The organism is Caballeronia sp. GAFFF1 (genome assembly GCF_023630705.1).
In the GTDB taxonomy this organism is placed as follows: domain Bacteria; phylum Pseudomonadota; class Gammaproteobacteria; order Burkholderiales; family Burkholderiaceae; genus Caballeronia.
The window spans coordinates 132,959-151,941 of sequence record NZ_JALQEM010000012.1; the positions used below are offsets into that span (position 1 = coordinate 132,959).

The window sequence follows — 18,983 nt, forward strand, 5'->3', positions numbered from 1 at the left end:
CCGCGCGCTTTTGCGCTTCACGGCGCGCGGCGGCAAGGACGACAGACGCATGACACGTAGCGAAACCGTATCGAAACCCACGCGCAGAGGAGCGCCGCAATGACGCGCCGCCTGCACGACGCGCTGCCCACGCTCGCCATCATGATCGGCGCTTCCGTGTGGGGCTTCGTCTGGTATCCGATGCGCCTGCTCGCATCGATGGGACTCACCGGCACCGCTGCCAGCGCGACGACGAGCGGCGCCGCGTGTCTCTTCGTGCTGCTGCTCAAGCGCCGCTCGATCCGCACGGTGTCGTGGCACTGGCTGCTCGCGTGCCTCGGCTTGGCGGCGGGCGTGACGAGCGTAGGCTTCGTCTGGGGCGCGATCCACGGCCAGGTCATGCGCGTGCTGCTGCTTTTTTATCTGACGCCCGCGTGGACCGCCGTCTTCGCGCATTTCATCTTGCGCGACCGCTTGACGCGCGCCGACGCCGCGCTGTCGCTCTTGTCGCTCGCGGGCGCGGTCACCATGCTCTGGTCGCCCGAACTCGGCGTGCCGCTGCCTGCGAATCTCGCGGAATGGGCCGGGCTCATGGGCGGCATGGGCTTCGCGATGAGCAACGTGCTCGTCGTGAAGATCACGCGCGTCTTGCCGGGCATGAAGCCGGAGATGCGCACGGCGGTGATCTTCGGCGGCGCGGCGATCGTCGCGTCGGTCGCCACGTTGTTCGAGCCGATGCCCGCGCCTCCCGCCGCATCGCAGATGGGCACGGTCGCGTTCATCGTGATCGCGCTCGGCGTCGTGCTCGCGGTCAACAACGTGATCGTGCAGATCGGGCTCGCGCGCGTGCCGGCCAATCGCGCGTCCATCATCATGCTGTTCGAACTCGTGGTGACGGCGCTGTCGTCGTGGCTCCTCGCGAACGAGGTGCCGGGGCCGCGCGAATGGGCGGGCGGCGCGTGCATCGTGGCTGCGTGCGTGCTGTCGGCATGGGCGCACAGGCAGGGCCGCGAGGCATCGAAAAGCCCGCCGGACGCGGCCGAACCCGAAAAGAAATCGACACGCGCGATGGTATGATGGTGTCCGCTCGCGCCGCGGCAGGCGGCATCGAACGCGCATGAGACCCTCATCCGCGACCGGCCGCGCCGCGGCTTGTCTGCCGTTCATCCTCCGTCATTCACTTCAAACAGCGATATCGCCGTGCGTCTGACTTCGATCAAACTCGCTGGTTTCAAGTCCTTCGTCGATCCCACGCATTTCCAGGTTCCTGGCCAGCTGGTCGGCGTCGTCGGGCCGAATGGCTGCGGCAAGTCCAACATCATCGACGCCGTGCGCTGGGTGCTAGGCGAATCGCGCGCATCGGAATTGCGGGGCGAGTCGATGCAGGACGTCATCTTCAACGGATCCACCGCGCGCAAGCCGGGCAGCCGCGCGAGCGTCGAACTGATCTTCGATAACGCCGACGGCCGCGCCGCCGGTCAATGGAGCGCCTACGGCGAGATTGCCGTGAAGCGCGTGCTCACGCGCGACGGCACCTCCAGCTATTACATCAACAACCTGCCCGCGCGACGCCGCGACATTCAGGACATCTTTCTCGGCACGGGTCTCGGCCCGCGCGCTTACGCGATCATCGGACAAGGCATGATCGCGAGGATCATCGAGGCGAAGCCCGAAGACCTGCGCGTGTTCCTCGAAGAAGCCGCGGGCGTGTCGAAGTACAAGGAGCGGCGCCGGGAGACGGAGAATCGTCTGCACGATACGCGCGAAAATCTCACGCGCGTGGAAGACATCGTGCGCGAGTTGACAGCCAATCTGGAGAAGCTGGAAGCGCAGGCCATCGTCGCGACGAAATACAAGGCATTGCAGGCCGAGGGCGAAGAGAAGCAGCGTCTGCTGTGGCTCTTGCGCAAGAACGAAGCGGGCAACGAAGCCGAGCGCCAGCAGCGCGCCATTCGCGACGCACAGGTCGAACTGGAAGCGCAAACGGCGCGTCTGCGCGAAGTCGAAGCGCAACTGGAAACGCTGCGCGTCGCGCACTACAGCGCAAGCGACGCGATGCAGGGCGCACAGGGCGCGCTCTACGAAGCGAATGCCGAAGTGAGCCGGCTGGAAGCGGAGATCCGCTTTATCGTCGAGTCGCGCAATCGCGCGCAGGCGCAAATCGCCGCGCTCGCCGCGCAGCGCGAGCAATGGCAGATGCAGGCGCAAAAGGCGGGCGACGAAATCGAAACGGCGTCCGAAGCGTTGGCCGAGGGCGAAGAGAAGGCCGCGATTGCGCAAGAGAACGCCGCCGCGAAGCACGACGCGCTCCCCGCGCTCGAAGCCCGCTGGCGCGACGCGCAGGCGAAGCTGAACGAAGAGCGCGCGGGCATCGCGCGGGCGGAACAGGCGTTGAAGCTCGAAGCCGCGCATCAGCGCAACGCGGATCAGCAGCTTCAGCAATTGCAGCAGCGTCAGGAGCGCCTGAAGAACGAAGCCGGCGGCCTCGATGCCCCCGACGAAGCGCAACTCGAAGAACTGCGCATGCAGCTTGCCGAGAACGAAGAGATTCTGGCCGAAGCGCAGGCGCGTCTTGCCGATGCGCAGGAAACCGTGCCGCGTCTCGACGCCGAGCGCCGCGCCGCGCAAGAGCGCGTGCAGGCGGAAAGCGCCCAGATTCATCAGCTCGAAGCACGCCTTGCCGCGCTGAAAGCTTTGCAGGAGAGCGTGCAGACAGAAGGCAAGATCCAGCCGTGGCTCGACAAGCATGAACTCGGCGGACTGCCGCGTCTGTGGAAGAAGCTGCACGTCGAGGCGGGCTGGGAGCCGGCGCTCGAAGCCGTGCTGCGCGAGCGTCTCGCCGCGCTCGAAGTCTCGAATCTCGACTGGATCAAGGCTTTCGCGACCGACGCGCCGCCCGCCAAGCTCGCGTTTTTCGCGCCGCCTGTCGCGGGCAAGCCGCTCGACGCGCCGCAGGGTTTGCGGCCGCTGACTTCGCTTTTACGCATCGACGATCCGGGCATTCGTGCCGTGCTCAACGAATGGCTCGGCAACACGTTCATCGCTGACGACATTGCGCAGGCGCTTTCCATGCGCAATCAGTTGCCCGAAGGCGGCGCGTTCGTCGTGAAGGCGGGGCATACGGTGACGCGCGTGGGCGTGCAGCTCTACGCGTCGGATTCCGAGCAGTCGGGCATGCTGGCTCGCGCGCAGGAAATCGAGAATCTCGGGCGGCAAGTGCGCGCGCAGGCGCTGCTCGCGGACGAAGCAAAGGCCAATGCCGTGCGGGCGGACGCCGCTCACACGCAGGCCTCACAGCTTCTTGCGGACGCGCGTGCCGCCGCCGAGCGCGCCACGCAGCGCGTCCACGCGTTGCAGATGGACGTGCTCAAGCTCACGCAGGCGCACGAGCGTTACACCCAGCGCAGCACGCAGATCGGCGAGGAACTGGAAGAAATCGCCGCTCAAATCGACGAACAGCGCGCGTTGCGGGCCGAATCCGAAGCCGCGTTCGAAGAGCACGACGCCGAGATCGCGCAATTGCAGGCGCGCTTCGAAGACAACCAGCTTGCGTTCGAATCGCTCGACGAGTCGCTCACGAACGCGCGTCACGAACTGCGCGAACTGGAACGCGCGGCCAGCGACGCGAACTTCGCGGCGCGCGGTCTCGCGGCCAAGATCGAGGAATACAAGCGCAGCATCGACACGGCGCGCGAGCAGAGCGAACGCGTCGAAGGCGCGCTGGAAGACGCGCGGGCCGAACTCGAAACCATCAACGCGCAGACCGCGCAGACCGGCTTGCAGGACGCGCTCGAAGTGCGCGCGGCTCGCGAAGAGGCGCTGCACGCGGCGCGCATCGAACTGGACGATCTCACCGCGCGCCTGCGTCAGGCCGACGAGCAGCGTCTTCAGACCGAGCGGTCGCTTCAGCCGCTGCGCGACAAGATCAACGAGTTGCAGTTGAAGGAACAGGCCGCGCGCATCAGCGGCGAGCAGTACGTCGAGCAGTTGCAGGCGGCGGGCGTCGACGAAGCCGAGTTGCAGGCGAAGCTCACGCCCGACATGAAGCCGTCGTATCTGCAAGGCGAAGTCACCCGCCTGAACAACGCCGTCATCGCGCTCGGGCCGGTCAACATGGCCGCGCTCGAAGAACTCGCGGCGGCGACGGAGCGCAAGCACTTTCTCGACGCGCAATCGGCCGATCTGAACGACGCCATCGGCACGCTGGAAGACGCGATCCAGAAGATCGACCAGGAAACGCGCGCGTTGTTGCAAGGCACGTTCGACGAAGTGAACCGCCATTTCGGCGAACTGTTCCCGCGCCTCTTCGGCGGCGGGCAGGCGAAGCTCATCATGACCGGCGACGAAATTCTCGATGCCGGCGTGCAGGTCATGGCGCAGCCGCCCGGCAAGAAGAATTCGACGATTCACCTGCTTTCGGGCGGCGAAAAGGCGCTCACCGCGACGGCGCTCGTCTTCGCGATGTTCCAGCTCAATCCCGCGCCGTTCTGTCTGCTGGACGAAGTGGACGCGCCGCTCGACGACGCGAACACGGAACGCTTCGCCAACCTCGTGCGGGCCATGTCGAGCAAGACCCAATTCCTCTTCATCTCGCACAACAAGATCGCGATGGAGATGGCGCAGCAACTGATCGGCGTCACGATGCAGGAGCAGGGCGTGTCGCGCATCGTCGCGGTGGATATGGAATCCGCCGCGGGATTCGCGCAGAACGGCTGACCCGGTTTTTATGAATGAAGGCCGGACGCGGAGCCGGCAAGGCGCGCAGGCGCGGAGTGGCGTGCATCGGATGCGCGCGACAGATCGCGCGGCGCTTCGTAACTCAAAAGAATGATGGAGCGTGCATGGACGAGTTGACACTCGGATTGATCGGAGCGGGAGCTGTCGTGGTCGGCGGCGTGGTGGTGTACAACGCGTGGCAGAGCGCGAAAGTGCGGCGCAAGATGCCGCGCCCGATGCCCGACGAAGCCGCCGATGCGCTCGCGCGCCAGGAAACCGACGACGAGCAGCCGTTCATCGAGCCGGTGCGCCCGGCGCGACGCGAGCCTGTCGCGGGCGGCAACGGCGCCGACGAGGCGCAGCAGGACGCGCGTGTCGAGCCGAGCTTCGGCGGTGCGGCCGTATCGACCGAGCCTGCGGCGGTCACGCCTGCCGTCGCGCCGGCGGATACCCCCGTCGACCTGCAGGCGGAAGCGACCTCCGCGAACGGCATCGCCGATGAACCCGCGGTCGTCGAAGAAGACGAGCGCAGCGAGCCGGTCATGCCCGCCGCCACGACCATCTCTCAGACGCCGCCAGCTGTGGTCGACCGGCGCATCGACTGCGTCGTGCCGATCCGGCTCGCCGCGCCCGTGGCCGGCGACCGCGTGATTCCGCTTGCGCAGCGGCTGCGTCGCGCGGGCACGAAGCCCGTGACCATCGAAGGCAAGGCGGAAGGCGAGAGCACGTGGGAGCTGTTGCGCCACGGCGTGCGCTACGACGAACTACGCGCGGCCGCGCAACTCGCCAACCGCAGCGGTCCGCTGAACGAACTCGAGTTCTCGGAGTTCGTCACGGGCGTGCAGCGTCTGGCGGACGCCATCGACGGCGCGCCCGAATTCCCCGACATGATGGAAACCGTCGGCATGGCGCGCGAGCTCGACGCGTTCGCCGCCCAGTGTGACGCGCAGCTGTCCATCAACATTCTCTCCGACGGCGCGCCGTGGTCCGCGAACTACGTGCAGGCGGTGGCCTCGCAAGACGGCTTGCTGCTGTCGCGCGACGGCACGCGCTTCGTCAAGCTCGACGCGAAGCAGAACCCGGTGTTCATGCTCCAGTTCGGCGACACGAACTTCCTGCGCGACGACCTCACGTACAAGGGCGGCCAGATGATTACGCTGGTGCTGGACGTGCCCGTTGCCGACGAAGACATTCTGCCGTTCCGCCTGATGTGCGACTACGCGAAGTCGCTGTCCGAGCGCATCGGCGCGCGCGTGGTCGACGATCAGCGTCGCCCGCTGCCGGAATCGGCGCTGCTCGCCATCGAGAAGCAGTTGATGACGCTGTACGCGAAACTGGAGCAGGCGGGCATGCCGGCCGGTTCGCCCGCCACGCGCAGGTTGTTCAGCCAGTAAGCGCTTCGGTCGTAGCTGCATGTCGTGTCGCGATTGCGCCCCGCTCCGGGGCGCTTTCCGTTGGTACGCGCCGCCACATGCGCGAATGGCCTAGACCGTTCGGCCGATGCCGCGACGACCGTTCTTCTGAGACAATCGAACGGTCGGTTCAACTGACTCCTCTCAATCTCCGAAAGCCGCATGTCCGCAAAAACGAAAGCCGAATCCGCCGCCACCGCCAAGTCCCTCGCGTCCGTGCCGAGCGCCGACCGGCCGGAGGAGCGCGCCGCGTGGCTGCGCGCGGAACTGGAGCGCGCGAACTACGCGTACTACGTGCTCGACCAGCCGGATTTGCCCGACGCCGAATACGACACGCTGTTTAAGGAATTGCAGGGCATCGAGGCGGCGCATCCGGAACTGGTCACGCCGGATTCGCCGACGCAGCGCGTGGGCGGTCAGGTCGCCGAAGGCTTCGCGCCGGTCGTCCACGACGTGCCGATGCTGTCGCTCAACAACGGCTTCGCGGACGAAGACATCGCCGCGTTCGACAAACGCGTGTCCGACGCGCTTGGCCATGCGCCGGTGCAGTACGCGTGCGAGCTGAAATTCGACGGGTTGGCAATCTCCCTGCGCTACGACGACGGCCGCTTCGTGCAGGCGTCGACGCGCGGCGACGGCGCGACTGGCGAGGATGTGACGGCCAACGTGCGGACCATCCGCTCGATCCCGCTGACGCTGAAAGGCGCGAACGTGCCGAAGCGTCTCGACGTGCGCGGCGAAGTGCTGATGTTCAAGCGCGACTTCGACCGCCTGAACGCGCGGCAGCGCGACGCCGGACAGCGCGAGTTTGCGAATCCGCGCAACGCGGCGGCGGGCAGCCTGCGCCAGCTCGATCCGAAAATGACGGCGCAGCGGCCGTTGTCGTTTTTCGCTTACGGCATCGGCGTGCTCGAAGGCGCCGAGATGCCCGACACGCACGCGGCGCTCCTCGACTGGTACCGGGAAATGGGGCTGCCGGTCAACGCCGAGCGCGGCGTGGTCGAAGGCGCGGAAGGCTTGCTGGGTTTTTTCCGCAAGACCGGCGAGAAGCGCGAAAAGCTGCCGTACGACATCGACGGCGTCGTGTACAAGGTCAACCGGCGCGACGAGCAGGACAAGCTCGGCTTCGTCTCGCGCGCGCCGCGCTTTGCGCTCGCGCACAAGTTCCCGGCGCAGGAGGCCCTCACGCAACTCGTGGCCATCGACGTGCAGGTCGGCAGAACGGGCGCGATCACGCCGGTGGCGCGGCTCGCGCCGGTGTTCGTCGGCGGCGCGACGGTGACGAACGCGACGCTGCATAACGAGGACGAAGTGCGCCGCAAGGATATCCGCATCGGCGATACGGTGACCGTGCGCCGCGCGGGCGACGTGATTCCGGAAGTCGTCGGCGCGATTCTCGAACGCCGTCCTGCCGACGCTCGCGAGTTCGTCATGCCGACGGAATGCCCGGTGTGCGGCTCGAAGATCGAGCGCCTGCCGGACGAAGCCGTGGCGCGCTGCACGGGCGGGCTCTTCTGTCCGGCGCAGCGCAAGCAGGCGCTATGGCATTTCGCGCAGCGCCGCGCGCTCGACATCGACGGTCTTGGCGAGAAGATCATCGACCAGCTGGTCGAGCAGAACCTCGTGCGCACGCCTGCGGATCTGTTCAATCTCGGCTTTTCGACGCTCGCGGCGCTCGACCGTTTCGCCGACAAATCAGCGCAGAATCTGCTGGATTCGCTCGAAAAGGCGCGTCATACGACCCTGCCGCGTTTCATCTATGCGCTCGGCATCCGGCATGTCGGCGAATCGACGGCGAAGGATCTCGCGAAGCACTTCGGCTCGCTGGATCCGATCATGGCGGCATCGGTCGAACAGTTGTTGGAAGTCAATGATGTCGGGCCGGTCGTCGCTGAGGCGATTCACAACTTCTTCAGCGAAGCGCATAACCAGCACGTGATCGAGCAGTTGCGCGCCAAGGTGTCGTGGCCGGAAGGGCCGCCCGCGCCGAAAGCGCCGCAGGGGGCGCTCGCCGGCAAGACGGTTGTGCTGACGGGCACGCTGCCCACGCTCTCGCGCGAGGAAGCGAAGGAAATGCTGGAGGCGGCAGGCGCGAAAGTGGCCGGTTCCGTCTCGAAAAAGACCGACTACGTGGTGGCGGGCGCGGAGGCGGGCAGCAAGCTTGCCAAGGCGGAGGAACTCGGGGTTCCCGTCGTCGACGAAGACGGCATGAAGAAGCTATTGGAAGGAGTCACTCCATGATCCGGGAAATTCTCAAGATGGGCGATCCGCGTCTTTTGCGTATCGCGCAGCCTGTCGAACACTTCGACACGCCGGAACTGCACACGCTCGTGCAGGACATGTTCGACACGATGCGCGACGCGAACGGCGCGGGACTCGCCGCGCCGCAGATCGGTGTCGATCTGCAGGTGGTCATCTTCGGCTTCGGCCACAACGAGCGTTATCCGGACGCGCCGCCCGTGCCGGAGACGGTGCTCATCAATCCGATCATCACGCCCAACGGGCACGACATGGAGGAGGGCTGGGAAGGCTGTCTTTCGGTGCCGGGGCTGCGCGGCGCGGTGCAGCGGTTCTCGATGATCCGCTACCAGGGCTTCGATCAGTACGGCAACGCGATCGAACGGCTCGCGGAGGGCTTCCATGCGCGCGTCGTGCAGCACGAGTGCGATCATCTGATCGGCAAGCTGTATCCGATGCGCATCACCGACTTTTCGAAGTTCGGCTTCACCGAAGTGCTCTTTCCGGGCCTCGACCCGGCGCGCGACGACTGAGCCGGCCGATTCTCGCGCCGCCTAAGAAAAAACCCGCTTGGCGCAAGCGGGTTTTTTCGTTCAGGCCATCGTTTCAGGATCGCGCGTGGTGTCGGGTTGGCGAAAGAGCGCGACGTGCTTGGGATTGGCCGAGCCTTGCAGACGGCCGTCGGGCAGGCGCGCGAACACCATCTCTCCGATGCCGGGGCTCGTCACGACGACTTCATCGCGCAGGGCGAGCAGGGCTTCGAGCCGTCGTCGGCCGCTCACGATTTCAAGACCGGTTTCTGTCGCACGAACGATGATCTCAACTGACATGGCCATTTCTCCTTGAAGCGTTGATGCTGATTGCCGTTATTCCGATGCCCGTCCTCGACGCGTTGGGGCTGTCAAAAGTTCTCGGACATTCCGTATCTAACGGATATTTGACCGATTTTCTTTAGCCTAAATGTGAACAAAATAAAACGGCGCGATCGACAGGCGATCGCGCCGTTTTTGGACTTCGGATGTCGCGTTTTCGCGACGCGTGACGTATCAGAACGTCTCGTTGGGTGCGAGATATCGCCACTGACCGGGCGGCAGCGCCCCGAGCGTCACGCGTCCCATGCGAATACGTTTCAGGCCGACGACGTCCAGCCCGACGAGCTCGCACATGCGGCGGATCTGACGTTTCTTGCCTTCGCGCAGCACGAAGCGAAGCTGCTCGCCGTTTTGCCAGCTCACCTGCGCGGTCTTGAGCGGCACGCCGTCGAGTTCCAGACCGTGACGCAGCAGCGCGAGCTTTTCTGCGGGCAGGTGCTGCTCGACATCGACGGTATGCTCGCCGTAACGCACGCGCACGAGGTACTCCTTGTCCACCTCGGAGTGCCCGCCGATCAGCTGCTTTGCGATGCGGCCATCCTGCGTCAGAACAAGCAGACCGGTCGAGTCGATATCGAGACGGCCCGCCGGCGCGAGCGTGCGCAGATGTCCGGGCGAAAAACGAATTCCCGAGCGGTCTTCGTCCCACTGGTTCGACGGGTTGATGAGCGTGACGGCGGGTTCGTAGCCGTCTTCGGCCTGACCCGACACGTAGCCGACGGGCTTGTGCAACAGGATCGTCACGAGTTGCGACTGGGCGGAGCGGGCGGCGGGCAGGATTTCGATGTTCTGATCCGGCCGGATGCGCGAGCCGAGCGTGTCGATCACTTCGCCATCGACCAGCACCCAGCCCTTTTCGATCCATTCGTCGGCCTCGCGGCGCGAACACAGGCCCAGTTCGGACATGACTTTCGACAGGCGAACGAGGTTGTCGCCGTGGACATGGGATTTTTTGGGGGCGTCGGTCGGTGCTGAAGCTCCGTCGTTGGCTGCGAAGGCCGCTCGTGGAGCGTCGCCGCGCGTTTTCGACGGACGGCGGTCGTCGGTGCGGGAATCGTTTTTGCCGCGCGCTTCCGTCGGCCGACGCGGGCCGCGATCACCGGATGACGGGCGAGAATCTTCGCCGCGTGGTTTGAACGGGCGGCGGTCGTCGCTGCGGGAATCATCGCCGCGTAGTTCGGACGGGCGGCGTTCGTCGTTGCGGAAATCGCGATCGCCGCGTCCTTCGGCCGCTCGACGCGGGCCACGATCACCGAATGCCGGGCGCGAATCATCGCCGCGTGGCTTGAACGGGCGGCGTTCGTCGCTGCGGGAATCGCTGTCTCCGCGCGCTTCCGTCGGCCGACGCGGGCCACGATCACCGAATGCCGGGCGCGAATCATCGCCGCGTGGTTTAAACGGGCGGCGTTCGTCGCTGCGGGAATGTCGTTCGCCGTGTCCTTCGGCCGCTCGACGCGGGCCACGATCACCGAATGCCGGGCGCGAATCGTCGCCGCGTGGCTTGAACGGACGGCGGTCGTCGCTGCGGGAATCGCTGTCTCCGCGCGCTTCCGTCGGCCGACGCGGGCCACGATCACCGAATGCCGGGCGCGAATCATCGCCGCGTGGTTTATACGGGCGGCGTTCGTCGCTGCGGGAATCGCGATCGCCGCGCCCTTCGGCCGCTCGATGCGGGCCACGATCGCCGAAAGCCGGTCGGGAATCATCGCCGCGTGGTTTGAACGGGCGGCGTTCGTTGCTGCGCGAATCGCGATCACCGCGTCCTTCGGTCGCTCGACGCGGGCCGCGATCGCCGAAAGTCGAGCGCGAATCATCGCCGCGTGGTTTAAACGGGCGGCGTTCGTCGCTGCGGGAATCGCGATCGCCGCGCGCTTCAGTCGCTCGACGCGGACCACGATCGCCGAAAGCCGGTCGGGAATCATCGCCGCGCTGTTTGAACGGACGGCGTTCGTTGCTGCGGGAATCGCGGTCACCGCGCCCTTCGGCCGCTCGACGCGGACCACGATCGCCGAAAGCCGGTCGGGAATCATCGCCGCGCGGTTTGAAAGCACGCCGCTCGTCGGAACGCGAATCGCGGTCACCGCGTCCTTCAGTCGCCCGACGCGGACCACGATCGCGAACTCCCGCTGGCGACTCATCTCCGCGCGGTTTGAAAGCACGCCGCTCATCCCCGCGCGTATCGCGATCCCCAGCCGCATCACGCGGCTTGAAAGCACGCCGCTCGCCCGAGGCATCCGACCGCCCGGTCGACCCCGCCCGCGCATCGGCCGGCTTTCCGCGCTTGACCAGCGGCTTCTCGGGCGCGGCATCGCGCGCAGGCTTGCGCCCAGTGATCGATCCGGAACGAATCGGCGATCGCGTCGCCGACGTGGGACGCGGATGTTTGGCTGTCAGTTTGACGCGCATAAAGTCTCAGGCTGCGATCGCGCGCAGCAGTTCGGTTTCGACCTGGATTTGCGTGCGGTTCGACGACAGGCCTCGGCCATCGAGCAGGAACACGTCCTCGACGCGTTCGCCGAGCGTGTTGATGCGCGCCGCCTGCACGCCGATCCGGTGTTGCGCGAGCACGCGCGCGATCGAATAAAGAAGGCCCTGCCGGTCGTTCGCGGACACGGACAGGATGTAGTACTGGCCACGCTCGTCGGGGCGCAAATCCACGCGCGGCGTGACCGGGAAAGTGCGCACGAGCCGCGAGACGCGGCCTTTCGACGGCTCGGGCAGAATGCTTTCGTCCATCAGACGCGCGCTCAGTTGCTGCTCGACGAGATTCGCGATATCGCGATAGCTCCCGTCGTGATCCGGATGCGCGACGAGGAAGTTGTCGAGCGCGTAGCCGTGGCGCGTCGTCGTAATGCGCGCATCGAGCACGGAGAGGCCGTTCTTGTCGAAGTACGCGCAGATGCCGGCGAAGAGATCCGGCCGGTCGCGCAGATAGACGAGCACCTGCAGCGCCGCGCCGATCGGCGAGGGCCGCGCGCGCACGATCGGCGCGTCGCTTTCCACGTGCCGGTACAGCACGCGCGTCTGCCAGGCGATGTCCGCCGGATCGTGTCGCAGGAAATAGCCGACATCGAGCTGATCCCACAGCCTTTTTTCCGCGTGCTCGGGCACCGTTTCGAGGCGCAGGAGCGCAAGCGCGGCTTCTTTCCGGGACTTGAGTTCGGAATGCGTGTCCGGCCGCGCCCCGCCGAGCACGGCGAGCGTCGCGCGGTACAGGTCTTCGAGCAGCTTGCCTTTCCAGTTGTTCCAGACCTTCGGGCTCGTGCCGCGAATGTCCGCCACGGTCAGCAGATAGAGCGCGGTCAGACGCCGCTCCGTATTCACCACCGACGCGAATTGCTTGATGACTTCCGGATCGCTCGTATCCTGTTTCTGCGCGACATGGCTCATCGTCAGATGCTGCTGCACCAGCCACACGACGAGTTCCGTGTCGTCCGCGCTCATCTCGTGCTCGCGGCAAAAGCGGCGGGCATCCGCCATGCCGAGCGTCGAATGATCGCCGCCGCGGCCCTTCGCGATATCGTGAAACAGCGCCGCGACATAAAGCACCCACGGCCGCTCGAAGTTGCCCATCAGCTGACTGCAGAACGGGTATTCGTGCGCGTGCTCGGCAATGGCGAAGCGGCGCAGATTGCGCAGCACCATCAGGATGTGCTGATCGACCGTGTAGACGTGATAGAGGTCGTGCTGCATCTGGCCGACGATGCGCCGGAAGTTCAGCAGGTAGCGCCCGAGCACGCTCGTCTGGTTCATGAGTCGCAGCGCATGCGTGATGCCTTCGGGCTGCTTCAGGATCTCCATGAAAAGACGCCGGTTCTCCGGGTCGCGCCGCCAGTTGCGGTCCATGATTTCGCGCGCGTTGTAGATCGCACGCAACGTGCGCGCGGACAGGCCCTTGACGCCGCGCGTCTGCTCATAGAGCAGGAAGGCTTCGAGAATGGCGTGCGGTTCGCGTTCGAACACGTCGTCGCTGGCGATTTCGAGCATGCCTTGCTTCTCGACGAAACGCTCGGACAGCACGCGCGTGACCCCCGACGTCGACGGGAAAAGCTGCGCCTCGACGTTCTGGATCAGGATGGTGGCGAGCTGCGTGACGGCTTTGGCCGCCCAGTAGTAGCGGCGCATCAGCTGTTCGCTCGCGCGCTTGGCGGCGGTCGCCTCGAAGCCGAAGCTTTCGGCGAGCGGCGTCTGCAAATCGAATACGAGAATGTCTTGCCGGCGCTTGGCGATCACGTGCAGGCGGGCGCGCAGCGTCTTCAGGAAGGCTTCGTTGCGGCGCAGTTCGCGCGCCTCGCGCTCCGTGATGAGCTCGCGCGCATCCAGTTCGCGCCAGCTCGAGCCGAACCCCGCCGCCCGCGTGATCCAGAGAATCAGTTGCAGGTCGCGCAGCCCGCCCGGGCTTTCCTTGATGTTCGGCTCCAGGCTGTACGGCGTGTCCTGGAACTTGGCGTGACGCTGCCGCATTTCCAGCACCTTCGCCTGGAAGAAGGCGCGCGGATCGAGCGTTTCGCGATACCGTTCCGTGAAGCGGCTGAAGAGCGCCGCGTCGCCGCAAAGGCGCCGGGCTTCGAGCAGCGACGTCAGCACGGTCACGTCGTTGGCGGCTTCCGCGATGCATTGCTCGACCGAGCGCACGCTGCTGCCGATATCGAGCCCGAGATCCCACGCCATGCCGATAAACCGCTCGACGCGTTCGTTGAGATCGGCCTCCTCGGCCTGCGGCACGGCGTCCGGCAGCAACACGAGAATGTCGACGTCCGAGTAGGGCGCAAGCTCGCCGCGCCCGTAACCGCCGACCGCGACCAGCGTAGCGTTCGCGGGCATGTCGGATGCCGACCAGGCGCCTTTGAGCGCGTCGTCGGTGGCGCGGCCGAGCGCCTGCATCAACGAGTCGACATTCGATGCCGTCTCGAAGCGTTCGATGAGTGCCGCCTTCGCCGCCTTGTAGGCGGCGCGCAGCGTTTCGCAAGGCGAGGCGACGACGGCAGTGACGCTCATGGGACGGATCAGCGAGAGGTGAATGGAACGGCGGACGAGGGAACCGGAAGGCGGCTGGGCGCGGCGCGCGCAGCGCGTTAGCGCGCCACTCAGGCCGTCGCCGCGATCAGTTGCGACGGCGCCTGCGTGCCGGCAGACACCGTCAGCACTTCGTAGCCCGTCGGCGTGACGAGCACGGTGTGCTCCCATTGCGCCGACAGACTGCGGTCGCGCGTCTTGACCGTCCAATGGTCGGGCATCGTGCGGATGTCGCGCCGGCCGGCGTTGATCATCGGCTCGACGGTGAAGATCATGCCCGGCTGCAATTCGATGCCCGTGCCCGGTCGCCCGTAATGCAGCACTTGCGGCTCCTCGTGGAACACCGTGCCGATGCCGTGGCCGCAGTATTCGCGAACGACGCTGTAGCCCTGCGCCTCGGCGTGCTTCTGAATGGCGTGGCCGATGTCGCCCAGATGCGCGCCGGGGCGCACCTGATCGATGCCGAGCCACATGCAGTCGAAGGTGGTCTGCACCAGGCGCTTCGCGAGAATCGAACCCTCGCCGACGATGAACATGCGGCTCGTGTCGCCGAAATAGCCGTCCTTGATCACCGTGATGTCGATGTTCAGCGCGTCGCCGTTCTTCAGCACCTTCTCGCCGGGAATGCCGTGGCAGATCACGTCGTTGACGGAGATGCAGGTGGCCTTCGGATACGGCGGATAGCCGGGCGGCTGGTAGTTGAGCGGCGCGGGAACCGTGCCCTGTTCCTTCACCATGTATTCGTGGCAGAGGCGGTCGAGTTCTTCGGTGGTCACGCCGGGCACGATATGCGGCGTAATGAAATCGAGCACTTCGCTGGCGAGCCGGCAGGCGACGCGCATGTGCGCGATATCGTGTTCGTTTTTCAGCGTAATGGACATGACGGGCTCTGAATGCGCGGTTTGGCGGGAGGCGGGCGTGAGCCGCGAAGCCGGCATTATCGCACCTTAGGAAAGGCGCCGCAGCGCGATTCTGCGGCGCGCCGGGGCGCCGGCGCCGGTTTGCGCGCCGGTTTCGCGGGCCTTGGGCGGCTTGAGCGGTGTAATCGTCACATGCTATACTCATGGGCTAAGTCTTAGTCCACTTTCTTAGTCCAATCGGTGTGGCAAGGATTGGCGAGAATTGGCGAGACTTGGAAGCGTTCGCGGTTCACAAGCGGCGCTTTTTCGAAACTCAAGCCGGCGCACCCAGGGTGTCCGGCGTCTGGTCAGCGAGATGTCGCTCAAACCGGGCGCAGGATGCGGCAGCCGGCTTAAGACCCAACCCTCGCGGAGAATTTCATGGCAGTCACGATGCGTCAAATGCTGGAAGCCGGTGTCCACTTCGGTCACCAAACGCGCTTCTGGAACCCCAAGATGGCCCCGTACATCTTCGGTCATCGCAACAAGATTCACATCATCAACCTCGAAAAGACGCTGCCGCTCTACAACGACGCGCTGAAGTACGTGCGCCAGTTGGCAGCGAATCGCGGCACGATTCTTTTCGTCGGCACGAAGCGCCAGTCGCGCGACACCATCGCGCAGGAAGCCCAGCGCGCGGGCATGCCTTTCGTCAACGCCCGCTGGCTCGGCGGCATGCTGACGAACTTCAAGACGCTCAAAGTGTCCATCAAGCGCCTGAAGGACATGGAAGCAGCGGTCGAGTCGGGTGAAACCGAGCGCATGAGCAAGAAGGAAGCGCTTCTGTTCGAACGCGAAATCGCCAAGCTGCAAAAGTCGATTGGCGGCGTGAAGGACATGGGCGGCATTCCGGACGCGATCTTCGTGATCGACGTCGGCTACCACAAGATCGCCGTCACCGAAGCGAAGAAGCTCGGCATTCCGGTCATCGCCGTGGTCGACACGAACCACTCGCCGGAAGGCATCGACTACGTGATCCCGGGTAACGACGACGCGTCGAAGGCCGTGGCCCTGTACGCCGAAGGCGTCGCGGACGCGATCCTCGAAGGCCGCGCGAACGCCGTGAACGACGTCGTTCAGGCTGTGCGCAACGGCGAAGGCGACGAGTTCGTCGAGGTCAACGCAGAGGCGTAATCGAGCCCTGTGGCCGACAAAAAAGGGGGCTTTGCGAAAGGCCCCTTTTTTTTAGTCGGCGCGATGGTTGAACCAATCTTTGCCGTGGGCGCAGACGCCGGCGGCACGTATCAAACAGACTCAAGGAGCGAATGATGGCGGCAATTACCGCAAGCATGGTGGCAGAACTGCGCGCGAAGACCGATGCGCCGATGATGGAATGCAAGAAGGCGCTGACCGAAGCCGACGGCGACATGGCGCGCGCTGAAGAGCTGCTGCGCGTGAAGCTCGGCAACAAGGCGAGCAAGGCAGCATCGCGCGTGACGGCCGAAGGCATCGTCGTGGCGCACGTCGAAGGCGGCGTGGGCGCGCTCGTCGAGTTGAACTGCGAAACCGACTTCGTCGCGAAGAATGACGACTTCATGACGTTCGGCAAGGGCATCGCGGCGCTGGTCGCGAAGAGCAATCCGGCTGACGTGGCCGCGCTGTCGGCACTGCCGTACGAAAGCAACACGGTCGACGCCGTGCGTCTCGCGCTCGTCGGCAAGATCGGCGAAAACCTGTCGATCCGCCGCTTCGTGCGCTTCGAAACCACGAACAAGCTCGCGTCGTACCTGCACGGCACGCGCATTGGCGTGCTGGTCGAGTTCACTGGCGCGGACGAGCAAGTCGGCAAGGACGTGGCCATGCACGTCGCCGCAATGAAGCCGGTGTCGCTGTCGTCGGACGAAGTGCCGGCAGATCTGATCGCCAAGGAGCGCAGCATCGCCGAGCAGAAGGCCGCCGAGTCGGGCAAGCCGGCTGAGATCGTCGCGAAGATGGTCGACGGCAGCATCCAGAAGTATCTGAAGGAAGTGTCGCTGCTGAACCAGCCGTTCGTGAAAAACGACAAGCAGACCATCGAGCAGATGCTGAAGGCCGCCAACGCGTCGGTGCAGAAGTTCGCGCTGTTCGTCGTGGGCGAGGGCATCGAGAAGCGCCAGGACGACTTCGCGGCCGAAGTGGCGGCGCAAGTCGCGGCGGCCAAGCAGTCGTAAGCGGTATCCGCGGCGCCTGCGCTCAAATAGCGCGGCGCCGCGTCGAAGCGAGCACCCGCGGCGGATTGCATCACGCATCTGCCGCAAGCTTCAAGGCGTTCCGGTTCGCATTCGTGGCGGGCGCGGTAGGTTCGGGTTAACCCGTGCATGCCGCGCCCGTCAGTCCGATCCGGGCCGCTTGCGGTAACTATTGTTTCACCCCTACAGTTCTACGTTGTTGCAACCCTCCTCGGCGCGATCGGAACCTCATATGCCCACAGCCTACAAACGCGTACTCCTCAAACTCTCCGGCGAAGCCCTCATGGGCGACGATGCATTCGGCATCAATCGCGCAACAATCGAAAGGATGGTGGCGGACGTCGCTGAAGTGGTGCGGATGGGCACGCAACTGGCCGTCGTGATCGGCGGCGGCAACATCTTTCGCGGCGTCGCGGGCGGCGCGGCCGGCATGGACCGTGCGACGGCCGACTACATGGGCATGCTCGCCACGATGATGAACGCGCTCGCGCTGCAGGACGCCATGCGCCACGCGGGCATCGAGGCGCGCGTGCAGTCCGCGCTGCGCATGGATCAGGTGGTCGAGCCGTATATCCGCCCGCGCGCCATCCGCCAGCTCGAAGAAGGCAAGGTCGTGATTTTCGCGGCCGGCACGGGTAATCCGTTCTTCACGACGGACACGGCTGCCGCGTTGCGCGGCTCGGAAGTCGGCGCCGAAGTGGTGTTGAAGGCGACGAAGGTCGATGGCGTATACTCCGCCGACCCGAAGAAGGACCCGAGCGCGACGCGCTACAGCACGATCAGCTTCGACGAGGCGATCGGCCGCAATCTGCAGGTGATGGACGCCACGGCTTTCGCCCTGTGCCGCGACCAGAAACTGCCGATCCGCGTGTTTTCGATCACCAAGGCCGGCGCGCTCAAGCGCATCGTGCAAGGCGACGACGAAGGGACGCTCGTCCACGTGTAAACTCTCGCGTAATCGGGCGCCGCGCGCACCCCGGCGTGAACCGCGCCGGGTGAGGGCGAAGCGGGCGCCCGCATCGCCAGTAAACCCAGGTTTTGGAGGTTCAAATGAGTGTGGCTGACATCAAAAAGGGCGTCGATCAGAAGATGCAGCGATCGATCGAAGCATTCAAGGCCGATCTCGCCAAGATCCGCACGGGCCGCGCGCACACCGGCTTGCTGGATCACATCCAGGTCGATTACTACGGCTCGAACGTGCCCATCTCGCAAGTGGCGAACATGACGCTCGTCGACGCCCGCACGATCGGCGTGCAGCCGTGGGAAAAGAAGATGGTCGCCGTGGTCGAGAAGGCGATCCGCGAATCGGATCTCGGCCTGAATCCGGCCACGCAAGGCGACCTGATCCGCGTGCCGATGCCCGCGCTCACCGAAGAGCGCCGCCGCGAACTCACGAAGGTCGTGAAGAGCGAAGGCGAAACGGCGAAGATCGCGGTGCGCAACCTGCGCCGCGACGCGAACGAGCAGTTGAAGAAGCTCGTGAAAGACAAGGAAATCTCGGAAGACGACGAACGCCGCGCCAGTGACGACGTTCAGAAGCTCACCGACAAATTCGTGGCGGAAATCGACAAGCTCGTTCAGACGAAAGAAGCCGAAATCATGACGGTGTGAGGCCCTAGCCGGTCCTGCCAGCCTCGGGTGACGAAAAACCCAGGCTGGCTTTTCATTTCCCGTCGATTACAA

Annotated in this window: 14 protein-coding genes; 9 read left to right on the top strand and 5 right to left on the bottom strand. The window is 65.3% G+C overall.

The window, feature by feature from the left end:
• Window positions 1-99 precede the first annotated feature (99 nt).
• From NCR37_RS05670 to def, 5 genes are all read left to right on the top strand, one after another.
• The gene (locus NCR37_RS05670; protein WP_250472145.1) at window positions 100-1,056 is read left to right on the top strand and encodes a DMT family transporter; all 957 of its coding nucleotides are present in this window, start codon (window positions 100-102) and stop codon (window positions 1,054-1,056) included.
• Window positions 1,057-1,179: 123 nt separating this feature from the next.
• Entirely contained in the window at window positions 1,180-4,695 is a 3,516-nt protein-coding gene (gene smc / locus NCR37_RS05675; protein ID WP_250472146.1) for a chromosome segregation protein SMC, read from the top strand.
• 125 nt (window positions 4,696-4,820) lie between these two features.
• Window positions 4,821-6,089 carry a cell division protein ZipA C-terminal FtsZ-binding domain-containing protein gene (locus NCR37_RS05680; protein ID WP_250472147.1) on the top strand — a complete coding sequence of 423 codons (1,269 nt, stop codon included), beginning with the start codon at window positions 4,821-4,823 and terminating at the stop codon, window positions 6,087-6,089.
• Between the two features lie 180 nt (window positions 6,090-6,269).
• Window positions 6,270-8,348: an NAD-dependent DNA ligase LigA gene (gene ligA / locus NCR37_RS05685; RefSeq protein ID WP_250472148.1), complete on the top strand. Its 2,079-nt coding sequence runs from the start codon at window positions 6,270-6,272 to the stop codon at window positions 8,346-8,348.
• Window positions 8,345-8,878 (top strand): peptide deformylase, encoded by a 534-nt coding sequence (def, locus tag NCR37_RS05690; protein WP_175940128.1) that lies wholly within the window; start codon window positions 8,345-8,347, stop codon window positions 8,876-8,878. The genes ligA and def overlap by 4 nt, the downstream gene beginning before the upstream one ends.
• A 60-nt stretch (window positions 8,879-8,938) precedes the next feature.
• Here the strand turns inward: def and NCR37_RS05695 are convergent, their stop codons facing one another.
• The 5 genes from NCR37_RS05695 to map form a co-directional block, all read right to left on the bottom strand.
• Window positions 8,939-9,175 carry a hypothetical protein gene (locus NCR37_RS05695; protein ID WP_250472149.1) on the bottom strand — a complete coding sequence of 79 codons (237 nt, stop codon included), beginning with the start codon at window positions 9,173-9,175 and terminating at the stop codon, window positions 8,939-8,941.
• 216 nt (window positions 9,176-9,391) lie between these two features.
• Window positions 9,392-10,123: a pseudouridine synthase gene (locus tag NCR37_RS28500; RefSeq protein ID WP_350029049.1), complete on the bottom strand. Its 732-nt coding sequence runs from the start codon at window positions 10,121-10,123 to the stop codon at window positions 9,392-9,394.
• Window positions 10,042-11,385: a hypothetical protein gene (locus tag NCR37_RS28505; protein WP_350029050.1), complete on the bottom strand. Its 1,344-nt coding sequence runs from the start codon at window positions 11,383-11,385 to the stop codon at window positions 10,042-10,044. The genes NCR37_RS28500 and NCR37_RS28505 overlap by 82 nt, the downstream gene beginning before the upstream one ends.
• A 244-nt stretch (window positions 11,386-11,629) precedes the next feature.
• Complete coding sequence (locus NCR37_RS05705) at window positions 11,630-14,215, bottom strand: [protein-PII] uridylyltransferase (protein ID WP_250472151.1); 2,586 nt, start codon at window positions 14,213-14,215, stop codon at window positions 11,630-11,632.
• Between the two features lie 89 nt (window positions 14,216-14,304).
• Window positions 14,305-15,114, bottom strand: a complete 810-nt coding sequence (gene map / locus NCR37_RS05710; RefSeq protein WP_250472152.1) for a type I methionyl aminopeptidase — start codon at window positions 15,112-15,114, stop codon at window positions 14,305-14,307.
• Between the two features lie 399 nt (window positions 15,115-15,513).
• Between map and rpsB the strand changes: the two genes are divergently transcribed.
• The 4 genes from rpsB (at window position 15,514) to frr (ending at window position 18,911) form a co-directional block, all read left to right on the top strand.
• Window positions 15,514-16,266 carry a 30S ribosomal protein S2 gene (gene rpsB, locus NCR37_RS05715; protein WP_087043768.1) on the top strand — a complete coding sequence of 251 codons (753 nt, stop codon included), beginning with the start codon at window positions 15,514-15,516 and terminating at the stop codon, window positions 16,264-16,266.
• A gap of 134 nt (window positions 16,267-16,400) precedes the next feature.
• Window positions 16,401-17,282 (top strand): translation elongation factor Ts, encoded by an 882-nt coding sequence (gene tsf / locus NCR37_RS05720; RefSeq protein ID WP_175940133.1) that lies wholly within the window; start codon window positions 16,401-16,403, stop codon window positions 17,280-17,282.
• A 250-nt stretch (window positions 17,283-17,532) separates the two neighbouring features.
• Window positions 17,533-18,246 (top strand): UMP kinase, encoded by a 714-nt coding sequence (gene pyrH, locus NCR37_RS05725; RefSeq protein ID WP_159835987.1) that lies wholly within the window; start codon window positions 17,533-17,535, stop codon window positions 18,244-18,246.
• Between the two features lie 104 nt (window positions 18,247-18,350).
• Window positions 18,351-18,911 carry a ribosome recycling factor gene (gene frr, locus NCR37_RS05730; RefSeq protein ID WP_159835988.1) on the top strand — a complete coding sequence of 187 codons (561 nt, stop codon included), beginning with the start codon at window positions 18,351-18,353 and terminating at the stop codon, window positions 18,909-18,911.
• The last annotated feature ends 72 nt before the right edge of the window (window positions 18,912-18,983 follow it).

Coding starts and splice junctions, on each gene's coding strand:
- frr (WP_159835988.1), top strand. CDS start 18,351: ATGAGTGTGGCTGACATCAAAAAGGGCGTCGATCAGAAGATGCAGCGA.
- NCR37_RS28500 (WP_350029049.1), bottom strand. CDS start 10,123: ATGTCCGAACTGGGCCTGTGTTCGCGCCGCGAGGCCGACGAATGGATC.
- NCR37_RS05670 (WP_250472145.1), top strand. CDS start 100: ATGACGCGCCGCCTGCACGACGCGCTGCCCACGCTCGCCATCATGATC.
- pyrH (WP_159835987.1), top strand. CDS start 17,533: ATGCCCACAGCCTACAAACGCGTACTCCTCAAACTCTCCGGCGAAGCC.
- ligA (WP_250472148.1), top strand. CDS start 6,270: ATGTCCGCAAAAACGAAAGCCGAATCCGCCGCCACCGCCAAGTCCCTC.
- NCR37_RS05680 (WP_250472147.1), top strand. CDS start 4,821: ATGGACGAGTTGACACTCGGATTGATCGGAGCGGGAGCTGTCGTGGTC.
- NCR37_RS05695 (WP_250472149.1), bottom strand. CDS start 9,175: ATGTCAGTTGAGATCATCGTTCGTGCGACAGAAACCGGTCTTGAAATC.
- tsf (WP_175940133.1), top strand. CDS start 16,401: ATGGCGGCAATTACCGCAAGCATGGTGGCAGAACTGCGCGCGAAGACC.
- NCR37_RS28505 (WP_350029050.1), bottom strand. CDS start 11,385: ATGAGCGGCGTGCTTTCAAACCGCGCGGAGATGAGTCGCCAGCGGGAG.
- def (WP_175940128.1), top strand. CDS start 8,345: ATGATCCGGGAAATTCTCAAGATGGGCGATCCGCGTCTTTTGCGTATC.
- map (WP_250472152.1), bottom strand. CDS start 15,114: ATGTCCATTACGCTGAAAAACGAACACGATATCGCGCACATGCGCGTC.
- NCR37_RS05705 (WP_250472151.1), bottom strand. CDS start 14,215: ATGAGCGTCACTGCCGTCGTCGCCTCGCCTTGCGAAACGCTGCGCGCC.
- rpsB (WP_087043768.1), top strand. CDS start 15,514: ATGGCAGTCACGATGCGTCAAATGCTGGAAGCCGGTGTCCACTTCGGT.